Raw genomic sequence first — 19758 nt, forward strand, 5'->3', positions numbered from 1 at the left:
GCGTGCGGCCCGGGACGGGCCGCACGCCGCCGGCTCAGCCGTACTGCCCCTCGAACCACTTCCGTACCGCCTCCGTGTGGAGGGGGAAGGCGAGTGCGGCGGGTGCGCGGAGGATGTGGTGTCCGCTGGTCTCGTCCGTGGGGGCCGAGGGCGGGAGGGTGTCGGCGGGACGGGTGGGCAGCAGGCCGAAGAGGAGGAGGTGGCCGCCCGGGGAGCTGAGGGCGTCGGCGAGGCGGACGTCGGCGGCGGCCGCCTGGATGCCGGTCTCCTCGCGGAGTTCGCGGGCGACGGCGGCGCGCCAGTCCTCGGTGTGGTCGATGAAGCCGCCGGGCAGGGCGATGCCGCCCCGCTGCGGTTCGATGGTGCGGGTGATGACGACGAGGCCGGTGCCCTCGGCGTCGGTGACGGGGAGGAGGGCGACGGCGACGGGCAGCGGGTTGCGGTAGGCGGTGTCGCCGCAGGCGGGGCAGGTGCGGGGCCAGCCGGCGTCGGGCGGCTGGGCCGCGCCGCAGGAGGAGCAGTGGGAGTCCTTCACGGGCCGACCGTATGCGATGTCCCTTTCCCGGCGCTGCCGGAACTGGTAGACGGGGCGCATGAGTCGACTCGCTTCCGCTGTCCGCGCCCTCGCCGTCATCGCCTCCGCCGGTCTGTTCGCCGTCTCCGGCGCGGTCGTCGCGCCCGCTCCCCCGGCGTCGGCGGCGCCGGAGCCGAAGGCACCGGCGGGGTTCGTGGCACTGAGCGAGGTGGACTGGTCCATCGTCCAGGAGATGCGCTACACGACGGAGCACAACTTCGTGGGCGAGCCGGTCGACGGCTACCGGCAGCCGTTGTGCATCCTGACCCGTCCGGCGGCCGAGGCGCTGCACCGCGCCCAGGTGCGGCTGCTGGCCCGGGGGTACACGCTGAAGGTCTACGACTGCTACCGGCCGCAGCGTGCCGTCGACCACTTCGTGCGCTGGGCCGAGGACCTGGCGGACGCGCGCATGAAGGGCGAGTTCTATCCGCTGGTCGACAAGTCGCGGCTGTTCGCGGACGGTTACATCGCCGAGAAGTCCGGGCACAGCCGGGGCTCGACGGTGGACCTGACGATCGTGCGGCTGCCGGCGGTGCCCACGCGCGCGTACGTGCCGGGTGAGCGGCTGGTGGAGTGCTACGGGCCGCAGGAGGAGCGGTTTCCGGACAACTCGGTCGACATGGGGACCGGGTACGACTGCTTCGACACGCGCTCGCACACCGACGACCCTCGGATCCAGGGGGTCCAGCGGGCGAACCGGCAGCTGCTCAAGGGGGTGCTGACCGGCGAGGGGTTCGTGAACCTGCCCGAGGAGTGGTGGCACTTCACCTTCAAGCCGGAGCCGTTCCCGTCGACCTACTTCGACTTCCCGGTCGCGCGGCGGTCCGTGGCCGGCCGCTGAGTCTTCCCCGTCGGAGACGCCCGTGGCACACTTCTGACGCTTCGTCAGATCAGTGGTGGCCGGTGGTACGGGAGGTCTCGATGGCACGGACGCGCAGACCGGTGGTGGACGGCTGGTTCACCGACGACACCGTGCCGGAGGCGGAGTTCCGCCTGCTCGGCACCTGCTGCACGGCCTGCGCGTCGGTCTTCTTCCCGCGCGAGGACGGCTGGTGCCGCAACCCCGGCTGCCCCGGGGGCGGCGAGCTGACCGAGGTCCCGCTCTCCCCGCGCGGCCGGGTCTGGTCGTACACCGACGGCCGGTACCGCCCGCCCGCCCCCTACGTCTCCGACCCCGAGGCGCCCTGGGAGCCGTACACCCTGGTGGCCGTCGAGCTGGCGGCCGAGGCGATGGTGGTGCTCGGCCAGGCGGCGCCCGGCGTCTCCCCGGCCGACCTGGCCGTCGGCACCGAGGTCGAGGTGGTGCCCGGTGTCCTGAACGAGGACGGGCAGCACGTCTGGACCACCTGGAACTGGCGGCCGGTCCGGGACGGGAGACAGGAGCGGCCCCCGGGCACCGAGCGGTCCTCGGAGCTCAGGCACCGGGCCGAAGGGGAGGAGCGGTCGTGAACGACATCGCCGTACTCGGTGCCGGAATGCACCCGTGGGGCAAGTGGGGGCGCAGCTTCGTCTCCTACGGCACGGCCGCCGCCCGCGCCGCGCTCGCCGACGCCGGACTGGACTGGCGCGACGTGGGCTCCGTCGTGGGCGCGGACACGATGCGGTGCGGCTATCCCGGGTACGTGGCCGGGGCGACCTTCGCCCAGGCACTCGGGTGGCAGGGGGCGCGGGTCGCCAGCGTGTACGCCGCGTGCGCCTCGGGCGCACAGGCCATCGGGACCGCACGGGCCCAGATCCTGGCGGGCCTGGCGGACGTGGTCCTGGTCGTGGGCGCGGACTCGACACCCAAGGGGTTCTTCGCCCCGGCCGGCGGCGACCGCCCCGATGACCCGGACTGGCTGCGCTTCCGCGTCCTGGGGGCGACCAACCCCGCGTACTTCGGGCTCTACGCGCGCCGCCGGATGGCCCTGTACGGCGACACCGCCGAGGACTTCGCCCAGGTGAAGGTGAAGAACGCGGCGGCGGGCGCGCTCAACCCGCTCGCCCGCTACCGGAAACCGGTCACCGCCGAGGAGGTCGCGGCCTCCGCCGTCGTCGCCGATCCGCTGCGGCTCCTGGACATCTGCGCCACCTCGGACGGCGGCGCCGCGCTCGTGCTGTCCAGCATGGACTTCGCCCGGCGGCACGGGCATGCCGACCCGGTGCGGGTGCGGGCGGTCTCCACGGTCTCCCCCACCTACCCCAAGGCGGTGCTCGACCTCCCCGACATCGCGACCGACTCGGCCGCCGCCGTCTCCCCCTCGGCGCACTCCTTCCGCGCCTCGATCGCCCGCGCCGCCTACGAGGAGGCGGGGATCGGCCCGGAGGACCTGTCCCTCGCCGAGGTCTACGACCTGTCCACCGCCCTGGAGCTGGAGTGGTACGAGGACATCGGGCTCTGCGCGGCGGGCGAGGGCGCCAAGCTGCTCCGGGAGGGCGCGACCGCGCTCGGCGGACGGCTGCCCGTGAACACCAGCGGGGGTCTCGCCTCGTTCGGGGAGGCCGTGCCGGCGCAGGCCATCGCCCAGGTCTGCGAACTGACCTGGCAGCTGCGGGGCACGGCCGGCGACCGTCAGGTGCCCGGGGCGCGGGTCGGCATCACCGCCAACCAGGGCCTGTTCGGACACGGGTCGGCCGTGGTGGCGGTGCGCTGACGGCCCCCGGGCGCCCGGCCCGCCGTGCGCGGGGCCGCGAGACGCCCCGGGGACGGCGTCCGGTCAGGTCGAGACGGCCGCGTGGCTGCGGTCGGCCAGCACGAGGGCGTGCTCGACGACCGCCACCAGGACGTTCTTGACCGACTCTCGGTCGCGGGCGTCGCACATCAGGAGTTCGACCTCGGGGTCGAGGTCGAGCGCCCCGCGCACGCTCTCGGCGGGGAACCGCCGCGCGCCCTCGAAGCAGTTGACCGCCACCGTGAACGGGATACCGCGCCGCTCGAAGTAGTCGATGGCCGCGAAGCTGTCCTCCAGGCGCCGGGTGTCCGCGAGGACGACCGCGCCCAGGGCCCCCTGCGCCAGCTCGTCCCACAGGAACCAGAAGCGGTCCTGGCCCGGCGTACCGAAGAGGTACAGGACGAGGTCCTCGCGCAGCGTGATCCGGCCGAAGTCCATGGCGACCGTGGTGGTCGTCTTGGCCTCGACGCCGTGCAGGTCGTCCACCGGACGCCCCGCCTCGCTGAGGATCTCCTCGGTCCGCAGGGGCCGGATCTCGCTGACGGCGCCGACGAGCGTCGTCTTGCCGACCCCGAACCCGCCCGCGACGAGGATCTTCAGGGTCACCGGCTCGACGAACGGCTTCTTGCGGCTAGAGCGCCCGAAGGCCATTGATCACCTCGCGAAGAATGCTCACGTCCGGCAGCTCGGCCGGCGGAACGGGGCGGGTCACATGGACGAGTTCGTCCTCGACGAGATCGCCGACCAGGACCCGGACCACCCCGACGGGGAGGTCGAGGCCGGCGGCGAGCTCGGCGATCGACTGGGGCTGCTCGGAGCAGCGTTCGACGATCTCCACGTGTTCCGGGGAGAGCGTCTGGTCCCGGCCGGGGTCGTCCGCGGCGGGTTCGGGGACGACCACGGCGATCAGGTCGAGGCGGTGACGGGTGGCGGCGCTCGTCCGGCCGCGGGTCATCGCGTACGGACGGACGACGGGCCCCGCCTCGTCGTCGAACCAGTGGTGGGGGGCGGGCGTCCGGCTCTGCTCCGGCAGGCCGGCCTCGGGTGCGTCACTCATGCCGTCCCACTCACCCTCCCGAGGGCAGTCCGGTCCGGGGGGCCGTGGTGAGGTGGGCCCCGACCCGCTTCACCATCAGCGTCATCTCGTAGGCGACCTGGCCGACGTCGGAGTCGGCGTCCGCCAGCACGGCCAGGCAGCTGCCGTCACCGGCGGCCGTGACGAAGAGGAAGGCGTCCTCCAGCTCGACGACCGTCTGGCGGACCTTGCCCGCCTCGAAGTGGCGGCCGACGCCCTTGGCGAGGCTGTGGAAGCCCGAGGCGACGGCGGCGAGGTGCTCGCCGTCCTCCCGGGTCAGCTCCTGGGAGGCGCCGGTGGGGAGACCGTCGCTGGAGAGCACCAGGGCCTTCCGGATCGACCCGACGCGCTGGACCAGCTCGTCGAGGAGCCAGTTCAGCTCGCCGTTTCCGGAAGCGGTGCTGGGTGCTGCGGCGTTCGGTGCGGTCATCGACCGTCCCCCTCGGGTGTCGTTCCTTGTGCTGTCGGGTCGTCCTGGTCGGCGCCGTGGCGTCGGCCGCGCTGCCAGCCCCGCTGCATGGCGGCCATGCGCGCGCGTACCTCCTCGGCGTCGCGCTCGAAGGAATCGGGCTTGTCGTCCGCGGCGGCCGGACGCGCCGCCGCCCCGCGGGCGGCCTGACGCTCGCCCTCGCGCAGCTGGGGCGCGAGGCTGGCCTGGCGCACGCGGCGGGGCAGACCGCCGAACGGGTCGGCGTCCTCGGGCGGCACGGGGCCTCCCGGGGGTACGGGGACGAGGGTCGGACCGGTGCTCCGGGGCGGGCCGGCCGGGTCGTCGTGTCCGACGCCCCGGGCGTGCTGCCCCGTGCCGTGGGTGTGGCCGCCGGAGGCGCCGGCGCCCTCGGAGGCCCGTCCCGGGGCGGGGAACGCGCGGCCCGGCAGCGGGTGGGCGCGCTCGGGCAGCGGGCGGGCCCGTTCCGTGTCGTCGCCGTGGCGGGCGCGGTCCGGCTCGTCGACGCGGCGGCCGTGGTCCACGACCAGGGTCGGGGTGCGTCGGCGCGGCAGCGGGACGGGGGCTCCGGAGTCGGCGGGCGTCTCCTGCTCGCCGCGGGCGGTCGTCTGGTCGGGGGTCTGCTGGTGCTGCTCGTTCGCCGGCGCGAGTCCGCCGCGGCGCCGGTCCCTGGGGCGGAAGAGGCCGCCGCGCTCGCTCTCGGTGTCCAGCAGGTCCGCGGAGCGGTCGAGGAGGACATCGAAGTCGTCGCTGCCGAGCGGGGCCTCCAGCTCGACGGGGCCGTCCAGCGGTCCGGGGGCCTCGGCCACGTCGGGAACGCGGGCGAGGGCCGGGCGGCGGGTGGGCAGCGTGCCGGTGTCGGCGGCGCCGTCCTCGGGCCGGTCGGTGCGCTCCAGCGACTTGCGGTCGAGGCGGAATCCGGCGCCCTGGGTCTCGGGGGCGTCCGTGAGCAGCGCGGCCGGGATGAAGACGACGGCGGTGGTGCCCCCGTACGGCGAGGTCTGCAGGGAGACGCGGACGTTCTGGCGCTGGGCGAGCCGGCTGACCACGAAGAGGCCGAGGCGGTCGGTGTCGGAGAGCTCGAACTCGGGGGTCTCCGCGAGCCGCAGGTTGGCGTCGAGGAGGGCGTCGGGGTTCATGCCGAGGCCGCGGTCGTGGATCTCCAGGGTGAAGCCGTTCGCGACCCGCTCGCCGAGCACCTGCACGGCGGTGTGCGGGGGCGAGAACACCGTGGCGTTCTCCAGGAGTTCGGCGATGAGGTGGGTGAGGTCGGCGACGGCGGGGCCGCCCACGCCCAGGCGCGGCAGGCGGCGCACCTCGATCCGCTCGTAGTCCTCGACCTCGGCGACGGCCGCGCGGACGACGTCCATGAGCTGGACGGGCTTGCGCCACTGCCGGGAGGGGGCGGCGCCGGAGAGGATGACGAGGCCCTCGGCGTGCCGGCGCATGCGGGTGGTGAGGTGGTCGAGCCGGAAGAGGTCGGCCAGTTCGTCGGTGTCCTCGGTGCGCCGCTCCATCGTGTCGAGGAGGGTGAGCTGTCGGTGCAGCAGGACCTGGTTGCGGCGGGCGAGGTTGACGAAGACCTCGGAGACGCCGCGGCGCATGTCGGCCTGCTTGACGGCGGCCTCGACCGCGGCGCGCTGGAGGGTGTTGAGGGCCTGGCCGACCTGGCCGACCTCGTCCTCGCCGTACCGCAGGTGGGGCACCTCGGTTCCGACGTCGACCTGTTCGCCGGCGGCGAGGCGCCGCATCACGCTGGGCAGGCGCACGCCGGAGACCTCCTGGGCCTCCTTCTGGAGGCGCCGCAGGTCGCGGACGAGTTCGCGGCCGATGCGGACGGAGATGACGATGGAGGCGAGCAGGGCGAGGAAGCCGAGGACGCCGGCGACGCCGACCTTGAGGAGGACGCTGTACGCGGCGGGCTGGACGCGGTCCTGGTAGCGGTCGCCCGCGGCGGTGTTCTCGCGGGCGAGGTCGTCGAGGACGGGGCTCGCCTGGTCCTGCCAGTGCGCGGCGGTGACGGCGCGCGGGCTGTCGGTGGGGCCCTGCTCGATGATGGCGGCCTCGGCGGTGCGCAGCGGCTGCGTGTCGGGGCTGCGCCAGAACTTCTCGAAGTGCTCGCGCTCGGCGGAGGGCAGGAGTTCGAGGTTGACCTCGTAGAACTGCTCGCGGTTGGCGACGAGGTCGGATATCGCGCGGATCTCCTGCGCGGTGACGCGGTCGGCGACGAGTGCGGAGAGGACGAGGGCGTCCTCGCGCGAGAGCAGTTCGCGGGCGCGGGTCACGCCGACGAGGGCGCGGCCCTGCTTGTCCATCTCGACGTTCTCGAGGGCGTGCAGGGTGATGAGGAAGCTGTAGCAGGGGTCGACGAGCCGGTTGTAGAACTCGAGGGCCTGCATGCGGCCGATGTTGCGCTTCTCGACGGAGCGGCGCAGCGAGGCGAGGCCGTCGAGGGCTTCGAGGAGGGAGTTGAGCCGCTGGGCCGTGACGGGCCGCATCTCCTCCCGTACGCCGGGGTCGGCGGCGTTGGCCCGGATGCGGGCGATCTGCCGGTCGGTGGCGCGGCGGGTGTCGGTCAGCGCGGGGAGCGCCTCGGAACCGCGGGGGTCGGCGAGGTAGATGAGCGACTGCCGGCGTTCGAGCTGGATGACCCGGGCGGTGTCCTCCAGGGGGTAGCCGACCTTGTCGACGATGTAGCCGACGTCGAGCAGTTGGTCGGCCTCGCGCCCGGTGAGGACGGTGGCGAAACCCCACAGTCCGGTGAGGGAGACGAGCGGTACGAGGAGCAACGCCACGATCTTCCGGCGGATGGACTTCCCGCGAAAGCGCATGGCCTCCCCCTGCTCGGCCCCCGCGCGCCACGGAGGTCCTTCACGTTCGTGACGTCCGGCGTCAACACGCGGCGTCAACCTTCGGATTCAAACAAACGGCGGCGCGAGCCTACTACTGCATCACAGCCATCTCGAAGGCACGTCCGTGCGATTTTCAGCCTGTCGAGTGAGCGTCGATCATGACTTGTCCTGGTATTCGGCGAGTTGGGTTCGGTCACTGTGGCGTAGGACACCTGATGGGGTGCCATTTCTCCTGCCTGCGCAGATGGCTGGAAGTGTTCGTTCCGTTCGCGTTCGACTCGCGTTGCACCCGGGGCGGGCGAAACCTTTTCCCTCTCTCGTGCGTCAATGAGTACGGGGAGGGTTCTGTCCGCGTAAAGGCGCTCACAACGGGCAGACGACCCAGAGGTCTTTCAGCGGTGGGGAGTGACGGAACAATGGAACACGAGGCGCGGTCGGCGCGTCAGCTGTGGGTCGAGGACGCGAAGGGCCGCCAGCGCATGCCCGATCCGGTGCGGAACGCCGCCGTACGGGCGGTGATGATCACCTCGGTGACGCTCGTCCAGGCGGTGGTGGCCTTCCTGTGCACGGTCTCCGGCGCGTGGCTGGCGTTTCCGATGACCATCGGAGCGGTCGCCTCCACGGTCGTCGCCACCTGGAGTGTCCTCGACGTGTGGATCACCCGTCAGGTGTGGCGACAGCGCAACGGAGTGGTCTCCGAGCCCAGCAGCACGGCGCGTTCGCTGCGCCGTGAGCGGCACGAGGACAACCGGTCGGATGCGACGACGATGCCCGAGGCCGCCTGAGGCTTCGGCGCAGGACGGCGAGCGGCCCGGTCCCCCTGAGGGGGACCGGGCCGCTCTGTCTTCGGCGTCCGGTCCCCCGGGGGCCCGGACCGTCCGTCAGGCCGACGTCGCGGGTGCCGGGTCGTCGGACTGGTGGCGGCGGAACATCCGCGTGGCGGTGATCTCGCCGTGGGTCGTCTCCCCCTCGGCGGCGGCCTGCGGAAGGCCCGGACGCAGGTGCTCCTCCACGCTGATGTACTTCAGGCCGGCCCTCAGGTCGGCGTCGTTGCGCAGCCGGATCACCAGCGGGAACTCGGCCAGCGCCGTCGTGTCGAACAGACCCGTCGTGTAGAGGAGCTGGACGCCGAGCGCGTCGGACACGGCCCGCTGGAGTTCGAGCAGGTACGTGGCGTTGGCGCGGCCGATCGGGTTGTCGAGGAACAGCGTGCCCGCGTGGCGGTGCTTGTCGCGGCCCCGGTCGTTGGAGCGGAGCGCGGCCATCGTGCAGTACAGGGCGATGGCCGCGGTGAGCAGCTGACCGCCGGAGAAGACGTCGCCCATCTGCCCGACGGGCACCCGCTCGGCACGCAGCACGGCGTCCGGCTTGAGGATCTCGACGGAGACGCCCTTGGGCTCCAGGGCTGCCTGGACGCCCCTGAGCAGCAGGGACATGCCGTCGCGGCGCAGGTCGGAGTTCTTCCTGACGGCGGCGCGGGTGGCCTCGTCGACCACCTCGCCGAGCCGTTCCGCGAGGGTGGCCTGGTCGGGCTCCTCGAAGCGGATCCGGAGGAACTCCTGGCCGGACCACTCGCCGAGGCCCTCGGGGAGCCGGGAGAGCCGCTGGGCGGAGCGGAGGGTCGCGAGTGAGGACTCCACGAGGCCGCGCAGCCGGTCCACGATCGAGTCGCGGTTGCGCTCCAGCTGCTCCAGCTCGTCGGTGAGGACCCGCAGCCGGGGCGCGAACGCCTCGGCCCACTTGGCGGCGTGCTCGGGCAGCGCGGACGCCGGGAGTTCGCGGATCTGCTGGCGGGCCGGGGTGCGGACCTGCTCGTAGCGGGTGGAGTTGGCGTGCCGGACGAGGATGTCGCTCGCCTCGCGCACGGAGGCGTCGGCGGCGGACAGCTCGGCCGTGCAGCCGCGCAGCGAGCGCCGCGCCTCGGCCGCCACCGTACGGGCCTCCTCCAGGGTGCCGCGGTACGCCTCGGGCTCTTCCCGCTCCTCCTCCGCGTGGTCCCGCAGGAGGTCCCGCAGGAGGGCGGCCGTCTCGTCGAAGCCGCCCGCGGCGTCCTCGGCGGCCCGGTGGTCGCGCAGCAGACCGGAGTGGGCGGCGCGGGCCGACTCCAGGGCGTCGGTGCGGGAGGCCAGTTCGGTGGTGGCGGTACGGAGCAGGGCCTGCGCCCGCTCGGCGTCGGCCGGGACGAGGTCCTCGGGCAGCTCGGTGTGGGCCTCGCCGTCCTCGGGGGCCAGGCGCTCGGCCTCACCGCGGAGCCGGCCGAGCTTCTCGCTCGCCTCCGAGGCGCGGGTCTCCAGCATCTGGACCAGCGACTCGGCGCGCGCGGCCGCGGCCTGGCGGGACGGGCCGTCGGCGCCGTCCGTGGACTCGATGAGCTGCTCGGCGCGGGTGCGGACCTTGTTGGTGAGGCGGTCGAGCTCGGCGACGGCCGCGGACTCGTCGCTCTCGGCGCGGGCCTGCTCGGCGCGCAGGTCGGCGCCGACGCCGACCTTCTCGTACAGCTGGGACGCGGCCCGGTACGCCTCGCGCAGGGTGGGGAGGGCCGTGCGGGGCGCCGCCGGGTCCTCCTCGGGCAGGGTGTCGAAGGCGCCGGCGATCTCGGCCCGCTCGGCGCGCAGGGCGCGGGCGGTCCGGTGGGCGTCGTCGGCGGTGCGCTGGGTCGCGCGGCGGTCCTCGTCGGCGGCGCGGGCGCGCTCCAGGCAGGTCTGGGCGCGGGCCTCGGACTCGGTGGCGTCGTCGGCGAGTTCACGGAGCTTGGCCTGCCAGGCGGACCGCTCGCGCAGACGGAAGGCCAGGCCGGCGAGGGCGTCGGCGGCCCGGCGGGCGCGCTGGGCGGCCTCCTGGCGCTCGTCCCTGACCTGGGTCGCCTCGGCGGCGGTCTCGTCGGCCTCGGCACGGACCGTGCGGGCCTCGTCGAGCGTCGCGGCGGCGGCCTCGGCGGTCTCGCGGGCGGTGGTGGCCACGGCGGCGAGCTCGGCGAGCATCCCGGGCGGGCAGTCGGCGCGCCAGGCGCCGATGCGCGCGGCGAGGGACCGGTCGCCGGCGAGCCGGGCCGCCAGGGTCCGGATCTCCTCGTCACGGGCGGCGGCGCGGGCGCGCAGGGCGTGCCGTTCCTCGTCGGCCGCGTGCTCGTCGTGCATGGCCGGGTTCGGCGGGACGAGGAAGACGCCGGTGTCCTCGGCCGACTCCTGAGCCGGTACGGGGGCCAGCAGCGCGGCGGCGGTGCCGACGGCCACGGCGGAGCGGGGCAGCAGGGCGGCGGAGCCGAGGACCTCGCGGGCGCGGCCGTAGGAGACGGGGTCGGTGATGACGACGCCGTCGACCAGCTCGGGGCGGGCGGCCAGCACGCGGGCGTGGTCGGCGGGGTCCACGGCCTGCGCGAGGTAGCGCCAGCCGGGGAGTGCGGGGATGCCGTGCTCGCCGAGGTACTCGACGGTGGCGAGGACGTCGGGGCCGGGCGGCAGCAGGCCGCCGTCGCCGAGGGCGCCGAGGATCCGGGAGTCGTCGGCGGCGGCGGTGCGGAGGTCGAACAGCTGCCGCTCGGCGGAGCCCACGGCCTGGTCGAGCATGGTGCGCAGCTCGTCGGCGTACCGGTCGAACTCGGTGACGGTGAGCGGGCCCTGCGGGGAGCCCTGCGGTGCGGGGGCCTCGTCCCGGTCGGCCGGTGCGGCGGCCCGCTGGCCCGGGAGCGGCGATCCGCCCGTCGGCAGGCCGGGGAGGTCCCCGGCCGGAAGGCTCAGCAGCTCGGCGAGGCGCTCCTCGGAGGCGAGGGACTCGGCGGCGCGGCGCTCGGCGTCGTAGGCGTTCCCCGCGGCCTCGGCCGCGTCGGCGGCGCGGGCGGCGGCGAGTTCGGCGCGGGATTCGGCGCCGGCGGCCTCACGCGCGCGCTCGGTCGCCGCGCGGGCGGCCTCGCGGGCCGTGTCCCATGCGGCGACCGTGGTCTTCTCCGCGTCGCTGGCGGCGAGGGCGGCGCGGGCCGGGTCGGCGTCGGGTGCCGTGTCGTCGAGCCAGCCGGCCCGTACGGCCTCGGCGGTCTCCTGCTCGACCTCGGCGAGGCGCTGGCGCAGGTGGCCGGCCTCGCTGCGGGCCCGCTGGGCCTCGGTGGCGGCGGCGGTGGCGTCGCGGTGGGCGGTCTCGCCGACCTCCTGGAGGGCGGTGGAGCGTTCCTCCTCCTCCGCGGCCCGGCGCTCGCCCTCCTCGGCGGCGGACGCGAGGGCCCGGACGAGGTCGGCGGCGGCCTTGGCGCGGGCGGCGAGGGCCGGGGCGGCGTCCCGCTCGGCCTCGCGGATGGCGGCGGCCACGCGCGCGGAGCGGTCGCCGGCGGCGCGGTGGCGGAGCACCGCCTCAGCGGCCTGCCAGGCGGAGTGCAGGGTGCGGGCGTCGGTGAGTTCGCGGCGCTGGGCGGCGGCGCCCTTCTCGGCGGCGGTCAGGGCCAGCGAGGCGTGCCGGTAGGCGAGCTCGGCGGCGATGAGGGAGCTGCGGCCGCGGACGGATCCGGCCTCGTCGACGGCGTGGGCGGCGGAGGTGACCTGCTGGGCCAGCTCGGCCGCGCGGCCCCGCTCCTCGGCGGCGCGGCCGGAGAGCCGGCGGGCGAGGGTACGGGTGCGGCGCTCGGCGCCGGCGTGGACCTCGCGCGCGTGGGCGCGGGTGCCGGCGGCCTCGACGATCCGGCCGAGCAGGTCCACGGAGCCCGCGGTGAAGTCGCGCTCGGCGGTCAGCTCGGCACGGCGGCCCAGCTTGTTGCCGAAGCCCCCGACGAGGTCCGCGAGACCGTCGGTGTCGCGGGTGTCGGTGACGGCGCGCAGCAGCAGGTCGGTGAAGTCCGAGTCCTTCTTGACCGCGAAGAGGCCGGCGGCCTCGCCCTCGTCGGCGTTCATCTCGCGCTGGTAGCGGAAGAGTTCGGGGTCGAGGCCGAGCTCGCCGAGGTGCTCGTTCCAGCGGTCGTGGATCTCCTCCCAGACCACTTCCAGGTGCGGGTACGCCTTCCCGGCCTCGGTCAGCGCGTCGCGGAAGCCCTTCATGGTGCGCCGGCGGCCGCTCGCGCCGGAGGCGCCCTCGACGGGCGGTCGCACCGAGGTCGCCTCGGCGACGGGGAGGTTGTCCAGGCTGAGTCCGGGGCCGGGACGGAAGGAGTACCAGGCTTCGGCGAACTTCCGGGGGTCGTTGGAGACCTGGCGGCCGCGCCACTCGCTGGCCTTGCCAACGACGACGAGCTCGCCCGTGAGGGTGTGCTGCCACTCCAGGGCGACGTGGCCGCAGTCGTCGGCGAGGAGGAACTTGCGCAGCACGCCGGAGCTGGCGCCGCCCAGGGTGTTGCGGTGGCCCGGGAGCATGACCGAGAAGATCAGCTTCAGGAGGACGGACTTGCCGCCGCCGTTCTCCAGGAACAGCACGCCCGCGGGGGCCGGGCGGCGCGGCGGGCCGACCGGTTCCTCCTCGAAGAACTCCGCCTGGGTGGGGGCGGGGTGGGGCACGGGCGCGCCGACCCCGCGCAGGTCCAGGACGGTGTCGGCGTAGCGCGCACCGGCAGGGCCGATCGAGTAGAGGCGGACCCGGGACAGCTCGTACATGGCGAGGGACTCTCGTGCTGGGGAAGGTCGGTTACGCGGCGGGGCGGGCGGTGCTAGGAGTGGAACGGGAGGCCCGCGTCGGCGGCGAGCTCCAGGTCGTCGCCCACGGGCGGCGGGACGAGCGTCGCGGAGCCGTCGCTGACGGGGACGACGCCGAGTTCCAGGAGCTCGGCCATGGCGGCGGAGCCTGCCATGTCGCGGACTTGGAGCTGGTAGCGGGCGGTGGTCCGGTAGGAGCCGCCGCCCTCGTCGCCGGTGCGCTGGAGGAAGCCGGAGTCGGTGAGGAACGCGGCGGCCTTGCCGACGATGCCCGTGGTGGAACCGGCGAGCCTGCGGGCGTCCTTGGTGGCGCCGGTGGCGCTGCGGCGGGCGTAGATGCGCCAGGCGGCCTCCAGGCCGGGCGCGTCGGACGCCGGGTCGGTGTTCTCGCCCTGCTCCTCGGCGCGCTGCTCCAGGCGCAGGCACGCCTGGCGGACGAACGCGTCGACGCCGTTGACGGTGAGGCGGCCGATGTACGCGTCGTCGGCGAGGTCCTCGGGGCGGGGGAAGGCCATCGCGGCCACGGCGAGGTGGGCCAGGCCGTGCAGGAAGCGGTCGGCGGAGTCCGTGGAGGCGCGGCGGGCGTAGTCGCCCATCCGGACGGCGAACACGGAGTCCTCGCCGGCGGTGACGGCCATCCCCGCGCGCGGGGAGACCTCCAGGACGATCAGGCCGAGGCCGGTGGCGACGGCGTCGGCGAGCCGGGCGAAGGCGGGGTCCTCGCGGTAGCGGCGGAGCAGCTCCGTGTACTCGGCGTCACGGGCCGGCAGCAGCTTCGGCTGGAGTCCGAAGGAGACGAGCCGGGCCGCGTCCGCGGCGTCCGCGGGAGTGACGGCGGTCGCGGCGGGCGTGGAGGGTGCCGGGGGCTGCGGGGGCTCCTGCTCGCTCCACGCGTCGGCGTACTCGGCGTGGGTTTCGCTCACGGCTGGGGCTCCTCGGTGACGCTCTCGGTGGGGACGGCGCCGGTGCCGGGTCGGGGCACGGGCAGCGGGACGGGGGTGACGGCCGCGGGCGGCGCGGGGCGGTCGGCGGGCGCCGACGGCTCGTCCGTCAGCCGCACGGCCCGCACGGACGGCAGGTCCCGGTGCCGTGCGGGGGTGCCGCGCGACGGCATCGCCACGGTCCCGAACCGCGGCCGCGTCGCGGCGGCCGCACCGGGCTCCTCCTCCGCGCCGGACTCCCGCCGCGGTCCGCCCTCGGCCTCGCCGCGGCCGGTGGCCGGTGGCTCGACCAGCACGGGGCGCAGCCGCGGTCCCGCCGGCGCCGGGGCGTCGTCCCGCACGGCCTCGCGGGACGGCCGGGGCACGGCCACGACGGGCTGCTCGATCGCCTGCTCGGGAGCGGGGCCCACGGGGGCGGGCCGCTCGGGAGCGGGGCCCGTGGGGGCGGACCGCTCGGGAGCGGGCTTCGGAGGCGTGGCGGGCGCGGGCACGGCGGCGAGCCCGGGCGGGAGTTCCGGCGCCGTGGCGGGCGCGGAGACGGCTTCGGGCACGGTCGCGGGGACGACCACCACGACGGCCGCGGGCGCGGTCGTCGGCTGCGGTTCGTCCTCGGGTACGGCGGCGGGCGGGGGTACGACCACGGCCTCGGGTACGACCGCCGCCTCGGGCGCGTCGGCGGGTGCGGCGAGGTCGGCCGGCTCCGTGCGGGCCGGGGGGACGGCCGCCGGACCGGTGGTGGAGGCGGGGGCCTGCGGGGCGAGGGTCACGAGACCTCCGTGCGGTCGGCGGCCATGCCCACGGCGTCGAGCAGGGCCGTACCGACGATGAGGTCGGCGCCGCCGAACTCGGGGTCGTCGAGGGGGGTGCCGTCGTCGACGGCGAAGAGGAGCCGCTGCTCGCCCTGCCGGTAGGCGGTGCCGACCGGGGGGCTCGCCGCGTGCACGGCGAGGAGGGCGACGAGGTAGGGCAGGTCCGGGTCGAGGCGGCGGGCGTCGGCGAGCAGGCCGGACAGCCTGCGCGGGGCGTCGTGCTCCAGGTCGAGCAGACGCTGGGCGCTCGCGAGCTGCTCCTCGCTGAAGCGGGAGTCGTCGGGGGTGGCGATGAGGTCGGGCTCGGGCATCTCCGCGCCGAGGTGCTCGCGCTCCACCGGCGGGGTCAGCAGGAGGTCGACGAGATCGCCGAGGCGGACGGAGGCGGGGGTCCGCAGACCCGTGCCGCGGGCGAAGAAGGCGTCGGTGACCCGGGTGGCCTGCTCGACGGGGAGCGGCAGGACGGGCGCGACGAGCTGGCCGTACAGGTCCAGGCCGGTGTACATCGCGGGGGCGGCGAACGCCTGCCTGTCCTGCTCGGCGCGGAAGAGGGGCCCGGCTTCCAGGAGGCGCGACTGGAGCTGGGTGTGGCGCCGGATGCAGTCCTTCACTATGTCGACGAGCTCGGCGGCGCGCCGCTTGTGCTCCGCGGTCTTGGCGTCGGTGGCGGCCTCGGCCTCGTCGCGGGCCTTGCGGATGTTGGTGAGGATCGCGTTCTCGTGGCGGTAGCGGTCGGCGACGTGGTCGAGCGCCTCGGCGATCATGTCGGGGACCGTGTTGAGCCAGTCCACCGCGCGGACGTTGCGCCGGGTGGCCTCCAGGGTCTTGCGGAGGAGCTCGGCGTACTGCACGGTCCGGTAGCGCGCCTGCTCGGCCGCGAGCTGGGCGTCGGCCAGGCGGCCCCGGTTGATCAGGACCTCCAGCTTCACCTCGGCGGCGATCTGGGCGCTGGTGACGTCGGTGTCGAGGGCGCCGACGAGCACGTTCACCGCTTCGTCGGTGGTGCGGAGGTACACCCCGCCGCCGTAGCCCGGGACCTCTTCGATGAGCTTGAAGTCGTAGTCCCTGCGGACGTAGACCCCGTCGGTACCGAAGGTGCCGTAGACCGCGCGGAAGCCGCGGTCGACGCTGCCGACGTTGATGAGGTTCTCCAGGACCCAGCGGGCCACGCGCTCGTGCTCGGCGGCGGGGCGCGCGGGGGCCTGGGCGGCGACGCGGGGCAGCAGCCGGGCGACGATCTGCTCGTGGTCGGCGCCGGTGTCGAAGTCCATGTTGAGCGTGATGAGGTCGATCGCCGCGAGGGCGACCTCGGCCATCGCGTACACCGTGTACTCGCCGGCCAGGTTGGCCTTGCGCGCGTCGAGGTCGTGCAGCGGGGCGGTGCACGCGAGCGCGCGGAGGCGCCGCGCGAGCCCTTCGTCGGCGGCCGGGCCCTGCGCGGGCCGCGGCCCCGCGCTGAGCTGGGGCGGAGCGAGGTCCGTCGAGGCAGGCGAAGTCACGGTGGACAGATTAGGTCCTCGAACTGACAACGGTCGAAACGGCGCAGATGCGACCGGGGCCCCGGAGGGGTGCCGACGGGCCCTCCGGAGGGCCCGCCGGTCAGGCCGCGGGGCCCGCCGGGGCGTCGACGGCGCGGGCGTACGCGTCCGTGACGCGGGTGCGTGAGTCGTCGAGGTAGCGGGCGAGGAGGCGTTCGGCCGTGCCCCGCTCGCCGGCCCGCAGGGCGTCGAGGATCTCCCGGTTCCGCACGAGGTAGGGCTCGTGCAGGGCGCGCGGGTCGTCGACGACGTGGAAGGCGAGGCGGAGCTCGGCCAGGACGCCGCGCATGAGTTCGTCGGTGCGGGGGCTGCCCGCGAGGGCGACGAGCTCGCGGTGGAAGTGGATGTTGGCCGTGGAGACGGCGTTCCAGTCGGCCCCGCGGGCCGCGGACTCGCCGTCGGCGACGGCGACGGCGAGTCCGTCGACGGGGAAGGGCGGCTGCCCGAGGCCCCGGACGACGGCGCACTCGACGAGCCTGCGGGTGCGGTAGATGTCGTCCACGTCGCCGACGGCGAGGACCCGGACGAAGACGCCCCGGTTGAGCTCGTGGACGAGCAGGCGTTCGTGGGTGAGGAGCCGGAACGCCTCGCGGAGTGTGTTGCGGGACACACCGAGGGCGCCGCCGATGCCGTCCTCCGAGAGCCGCGTGCCGGGCGGGAAGTAACCCTCCGCGATCCGGGTCCGCAGGATGTCGGCGACCCGCTCCGCCGTGCTCGTGCGCCCGAGCAGCGCCCGGTCGTCCGCCAGACCCCCGGCTTCGACGGCGTCCCTCACGTCCACGGCGCCCCTTCCCTTCCTCGCGTCCGCGGCCGAGTCAACCCCAGAAACGGGGAGGCGACAACATGCCTCTTGTCGGATCGTTCAACGATCCTCTACTTTGACCGCGACCGGACCTCCTCGGGAAAGGGACACGGACATGGCCTCGGCCTCGATCGACCTCAACGCGGACCTCGGCGAGGGCTTCGGCCGCTGGACGCTGACCGACGACGAACAGTTGCTGTCCGTCGTGACGAGCGCGAACGTGGCCTGCGGCTTCCACGCCGGGGACGCGGCCACCATGCGGCGGGTGTGCGAGCTCGCGGCCGCGCGCGGGGTCCGGATCGGGGCCCAGGTGTCCTACCGGGACCTCGCCGGCTTCGGTCGGCGCTCGATGGACGTCCCGGCGGCGGAGCTCTCGGCCGAGGTGGCGTACCAGATCGGCGCCCTGGAGGTGTTCGCCCGGGCGGCGGGCTCGCGCGTCGCGTACGTGAAGCCGCACGGGGCCCTGTACAACCGGGTGGTCCACGACGGGGAGCAGGCCGCGGCGGTCGTCGAGGGCGTCCTGCTCGCCGACCGGACCCTGCCGGTCCTCGGCCTTCCCGGGTCACGGCTGCACGACGCCGCGGCCGAGGCCGGGCTGCCGGTGGTGCCGGAGGCGTTCGGCGACCGGGCCTACCGGGCGGACGGCTCCCTGCTGCCACGGGGGCAGGAGGGAGCCGTCGTCACCGACCCGTCCGAGGTCGTGGAACGGTCGGTCGCCATGGCCCGGTTCGGGGTCGTCACCGCGCACTGCGGCAGCTCGGTGGCCGTCCGGGCCCGGTCGCTGTGCCTGCACGGGGACACCCCGGGCGCGGTCGGCCTCGCCCGGCGGGTCCGGGAGCACCTGGAGGGCTCCGGCGTGCGGGTGGAGGCGTTCGCGTGAGCCCCGCGGGCCCCCGGGTGCTCCGGGTCGGCGCACGGGCGCTCCTGGTCGAGCTGGGCGGCGGCGAGGAGACGGAGGCGTTCCACGCCGAGCTGCTGCGCCGTCGGGCGGCCGGCGTCCTGCCCGACGTGGGCGAGGTCGTGCCGGCCGCCAGGACCGTACTGCTCGACGGGGTGGCCGACCCGGACCGGCTCGCCGCCGAGCTGCCGGGCTGGGAGGTGGGACCGCTGCACGCGCGCGTGGGCGGGACGGTGGAGGTGCCGGTCCGCTACGACGGCCCCGATCTGGCGGAGGTCGCCGCGCTGTGGGGGGTGTCCGTCGAGGCGGCGGTGCGGATCCACACGGCGACCGAGTTCCGCGTCGCGTTCTGCGGGTTCGCTCCGGGCTTCGGCTATCTCACCGGGCTCGACGAGCGGTACGGCGTGCGGCGGCGGGCCACTCCTCGGACCGCCGTCCCGGCCGGCTCGGTCGCCCTCGCGGGGCCGTACACGGGCGTCTACCCCCGCTCCTCCCCCGGTGGCTGGCAGCTGATCGGCACCACGGACGTGGTGCTCTGGGACACCGCCCGCGTACCGGCGGCGCTCCTCTCCCCCGGCACGCGGGTCCGGTTCACGGCCGTGGACGACGCGGCCCGGTCCGCGGCGGACGCGGCGGCGGAGGGCGGGCGATGACCGACCGCGCCGTCGCCGTGGTCCGCGCGGGCGCTCTGACCACGGTGCAGGACCTGGGGCGGGCGGGATACGCGCACCTCGGCGTGCCCCGTTCGGGCGCGCTCGACCCGGCCGCCGTGCGGCTCGTCAACCGGCTCGTCGGCAACGCCGGGACCGCGGCGGTCCTGGAGACCACCGTCACCGGGTGCGCGCTGCGGCCCCGTTGCGCGGTGACGGTCGCGGTGGGCGGTGCGCCGTGCCCGGTCCGCGTGGACGGGCGCCCGGCCGCCTGGGGTACCGCGGTCCGGGTGGCGGCCGGGGCCGTCCTGGAGATCGGCGCGGCCGTGCGCGGGCTGCGCTCCTACGTGGCACTGGGCGGCGGCATCGAGGTCGCCCCCGTGCTCGGCAGCCGCTCCACGGACCTGCTGTCCGGCCTCGGACCGGAGCCGCTGGCCGACGGGACGGTGCTGCCCCTGGGAGCGGACACGGCCGTACGGGGGCCGGTCGACGCACCTCCGTGGCCGGGCCCGCCGGACACGCTCGTCCTGCGGCTGCGGCTCGGTCCCCGCGACGACTGGTTCACGCCCGCCGCGCTCCGCACCCTCGCCACGCGCGCGTACCGGGTCTCCGGCGCCTCCAACCGGATCGGGCTGAGGCTCGAAGGACCGCCCCTGGAGCGGGCGGAGCCGGGCGAACTGGCCAGCGAGGGCATGGTCCTCGGCGCGGTCCAGGTGCCGCCGGACGGGCTCCCGGTGGTGTTTCTCGCCGACCATCCGACGACCGGCGGCTACCCGGTGGTCGGGGTGGTCGCGGAGGCCGATCTGGGCGCGGCGGCGCAGGCGGTGCCGGGGGCGGCGGTGAGGTTCGTGCCGACGCGGTGAGGGCCGGCGGTCGGGGACGGCGCCCTCGTGCGGCGGGGAGGGGACGTAGGG

At 75.4% G+C, this 19758-nt stretch carries 17 protein-coding genes; 7 read left to right on the top strand and 10 right to left on the bottom strand.

Annotated features, from left to right (window positions below; genetic code table 11):
* Positions 1-34: 34 nt before the first annotated feature.
* Positions 35-595, bottom strand: coding sequence for an NUDIX domain-containing protein (locus AB0424_RS09125; protein WP_366303419.1), 561 nt, complete (start codon positions 593-595; stop codon positions 35-37).
* On the opposite strand from AB0424_RS09125, the gene AB0424_RS09130 reads away from it, so the two are divergent.
* The 3 genes from AB0424_RS09130 (at position 594) to AB0424_RS09140 (ending at position 3207) form a co-directional block, all read left to right on the top strand.
* Entirely contained in the window at positions 594-1415 is an 822-nt protein-coding gene (locus AB0424_RS09130) for a M15 family metallopeptidase (protein WP_366303421.1), read from the top strand. The genes AB0424_RS09125 and AB0424_RS09130 overlap by 2 nt on opposite strands.
* An 80-nt stretch (positions 1416-1495) precedes the next feature.
* The gene (locus AB0424_RS09135) at positions 1496-2023 is read left to right on the top strand and encodes a zinc ribbon domain-containing protein (RefSeq protein ID WP_366303422.1); all 528 of its coding nucleotides are present in this window, start codon (positions 1496-1498) and stop codon (positions 2021-2023) included.
* 26 nt (positions 2024-2049) lie between these two features.
* Positions 2050-3207, top strand: coding sequence for a lipid-transfer protein (locus AB0424_RS09140; RefSeq protein ID WP_366304128.1), 1158 nt, complete (start codon positions 2050-2052; stop codon positions 3205-3207).
* A gap of 63 nt (positions 3208-3270) precedes the next feature.
* Here AB0424_RS09140 and AB0424_RS09145 read toward each other — a convergent pair whose 3' ends face one another.
* From AB0424_RS09145 to AB0424_RS09160, 4 genes are read right to left on the bottom strand one after another with little or no spacing between them, the layout of a single operon-like run.
* Entirely contained in the window at positions 3271-3876 is a 606-nt protein-coding gene (locus tag AB0424_RS09145; RefSeq protein ID WP_366303423.1) for an ATP/GTP-binding protein, read from the bottom strand.
* Complete coding sequence (locus AB0424_RS09150; RefSeq protein WP_366303424.1) at positions 3857-4282, bottom strand: DUF742 domain-containing protein; 426 nt, start codon at positions 4280-4282, stop codon at positions 3857-3859. Before AB0424_RS09150 ends, AB0424_RS09145 begins: the two co-directional genes overlap by 20 nt.
* 10 nt (positions 4283-4292) lie before the next feature.
* Positions 4293-4730 carry a roadblock/LC7 domain-containing protein gene (locus AB0424_RS09155; RefSeq protein WP_366303426.1) on the bottom strand — a complete coding sequence of 146 codons (438 nt, stop codon included), beginning with the start codon at positions 4728-4730 and terminating at the stop codon, positions 4293-4295.
* Positions 4727-7579 carry a nitrate- and nitrite sensing domain-containing protein gene (locus AB0424_RS09160; RefSeq protein ID WP_366303427.1) on the bottom strand — a complete coding sequence of 951 codons (2853 nt, stop codon included), beginning with the start codon at positions 7577-7579 and terminating at the stop codon, positions 4727-4729. Before AB0424_RS09160 ends, AB0424_RS09155 begins: the two co-directional genes overlap by 4 nt.
* Positions 7580-8016: 437 nt before the next feature.
* Between AB0424_RS09160 and AB0424_RS09165 the strand changes: the two genes are divergently transcribed.
* The gene (locus AB0424_RS09165) at positions 8017-8385 is read left to right on the top strand and encodes a hypothetical protein (protein ID WP_366303429.1); all 369 of its coding nucleotides are present in this window, start codon (positions 8017-8019) and stop codon (positions 8383-8385) included.
* Between the two features lie 96 nt (positions 8386-8481).
* Here AB0424_RS09165 and AB0424_RS09170 read toward each other — a convergent pair whose 3' ends face one another.
* From AB0424_RS09170 to AB0424_RS09190, 5 genes are all read right to left on the bottom strand, one after another.
* Positions 8482-13167, bottom strand: coding sequence for a hypothetical protein (locus AB0424_RS09170; protein WP_366303430.1), 4686 nt, complete (start codon positions 13165-13167; stop codon positions 8482-8484).
* Between the two features lie 53 nt (positions 13168-13220).
* On the bottom strand, positions 13221-14129 hold the full coding sequence (locus AB0424_RS09175; RefSeq protein WP_366303431.1) for a hypothetical protein: 909 nt from the start codon (positions 14127-14129) through the stop codon (positions 13221-13223).
* The gene (locus AB0424_RS09180) at positions 14126-14914 is read right to left on the bottom strand and encodes a hypothetical protein (protein WP_366303432.1); all 789 of its coding nucleotides are present in this window, start codon (positions 14912-14914) and stop codon (positions 14126-14128) included. The genes AB0424_RS09175 and AB0424_RS09180 overlap by 4 nt, the downstream gene beginning before the upstream one ends.
* Complete coding sequence (locus tag AB0424_RS09185; protein ID WP_366303434.1) at positions 14911-16455, bottom strand: hypothetical protein; 1545 nt, start codon at positions 16453-16455, stop codon at positions 14911-14913. The genes AB0424_RS09180 and AB0424_RS09185 overlap by 4 nt, the downstream gene beginning before the upstream one ends.
* 100 nt (positions 16456-16555) lie before the next feature.
* A complete protein-coding gene (locus AB0424_RS09190; RefSeq protein WP_366303436.1) occupies positions 16556-17275 on the bottom strand; it encodes a GntR family transcriptional regulator in 720 nt (239 codons plus the stop codon).
* A gap of 136 nt (positions 17276-17411) precedes the next feature.
* On the opposite strand from AB0424_RS09190, the gene AB0424_RS09195 reads away from it, so the two are divergent.
* Genes AB0424_RS09195 through AB0424_RS09205 form a run of 3 tightly spaced genes read left to right on the top strand, consistent with a single transcriptional unit; the run spans position 17412 to position 19707 of the window.
* Positions 17412-18176, top strand: coding sequence for a 5-oxoprolinase subunit PxpA (locus AB0424_RS09195; RefSeq protein WP_366303438.1), 765 nt, complete (start codon positions 17412-17414; stop codon positions 18174-18176).
* The gene (locus AB0424_RS09200; RefSeq protein ID WP_366303440.1) at positions 18173-18847 is read left to right on the top strand and encodes an allophanate hydrolase subunit 1; all 675 of its coding nucleotides are present in this window, start codon (positions 18173-18175) and stop codon (positions 18845-18847) included. Before AB0424_RS09195 ends, AB0424_RS09200 begins: the two co-directional genes overlap by 4 nt.
* Complete coding sequence (locus AB0424_RS09205; RefSeq protein ID WP_366303441.1) at positions 18844-19707, top strand: biotin-dependent carboxyltransferase family protein; 864 nt, start codon at positions 18844-18846, stop codon at positions 19705-19707. Before AB0424_RS09200 ends, AB0424_RS09205 begins: the two co-directional genes overlap by 4 nt.
* Positions 19708-19758 lie beyond the last annotated feature (51 nt).

Source organism: Streptomyces sp. NPDC051180 (assembly GCF_040689545.1).
Taxonomy (GTDB): Bacteria; Actinomycetota; Actinomycetes; order Streptomycetales; family Streptomycetaceae; genus Streptomyces.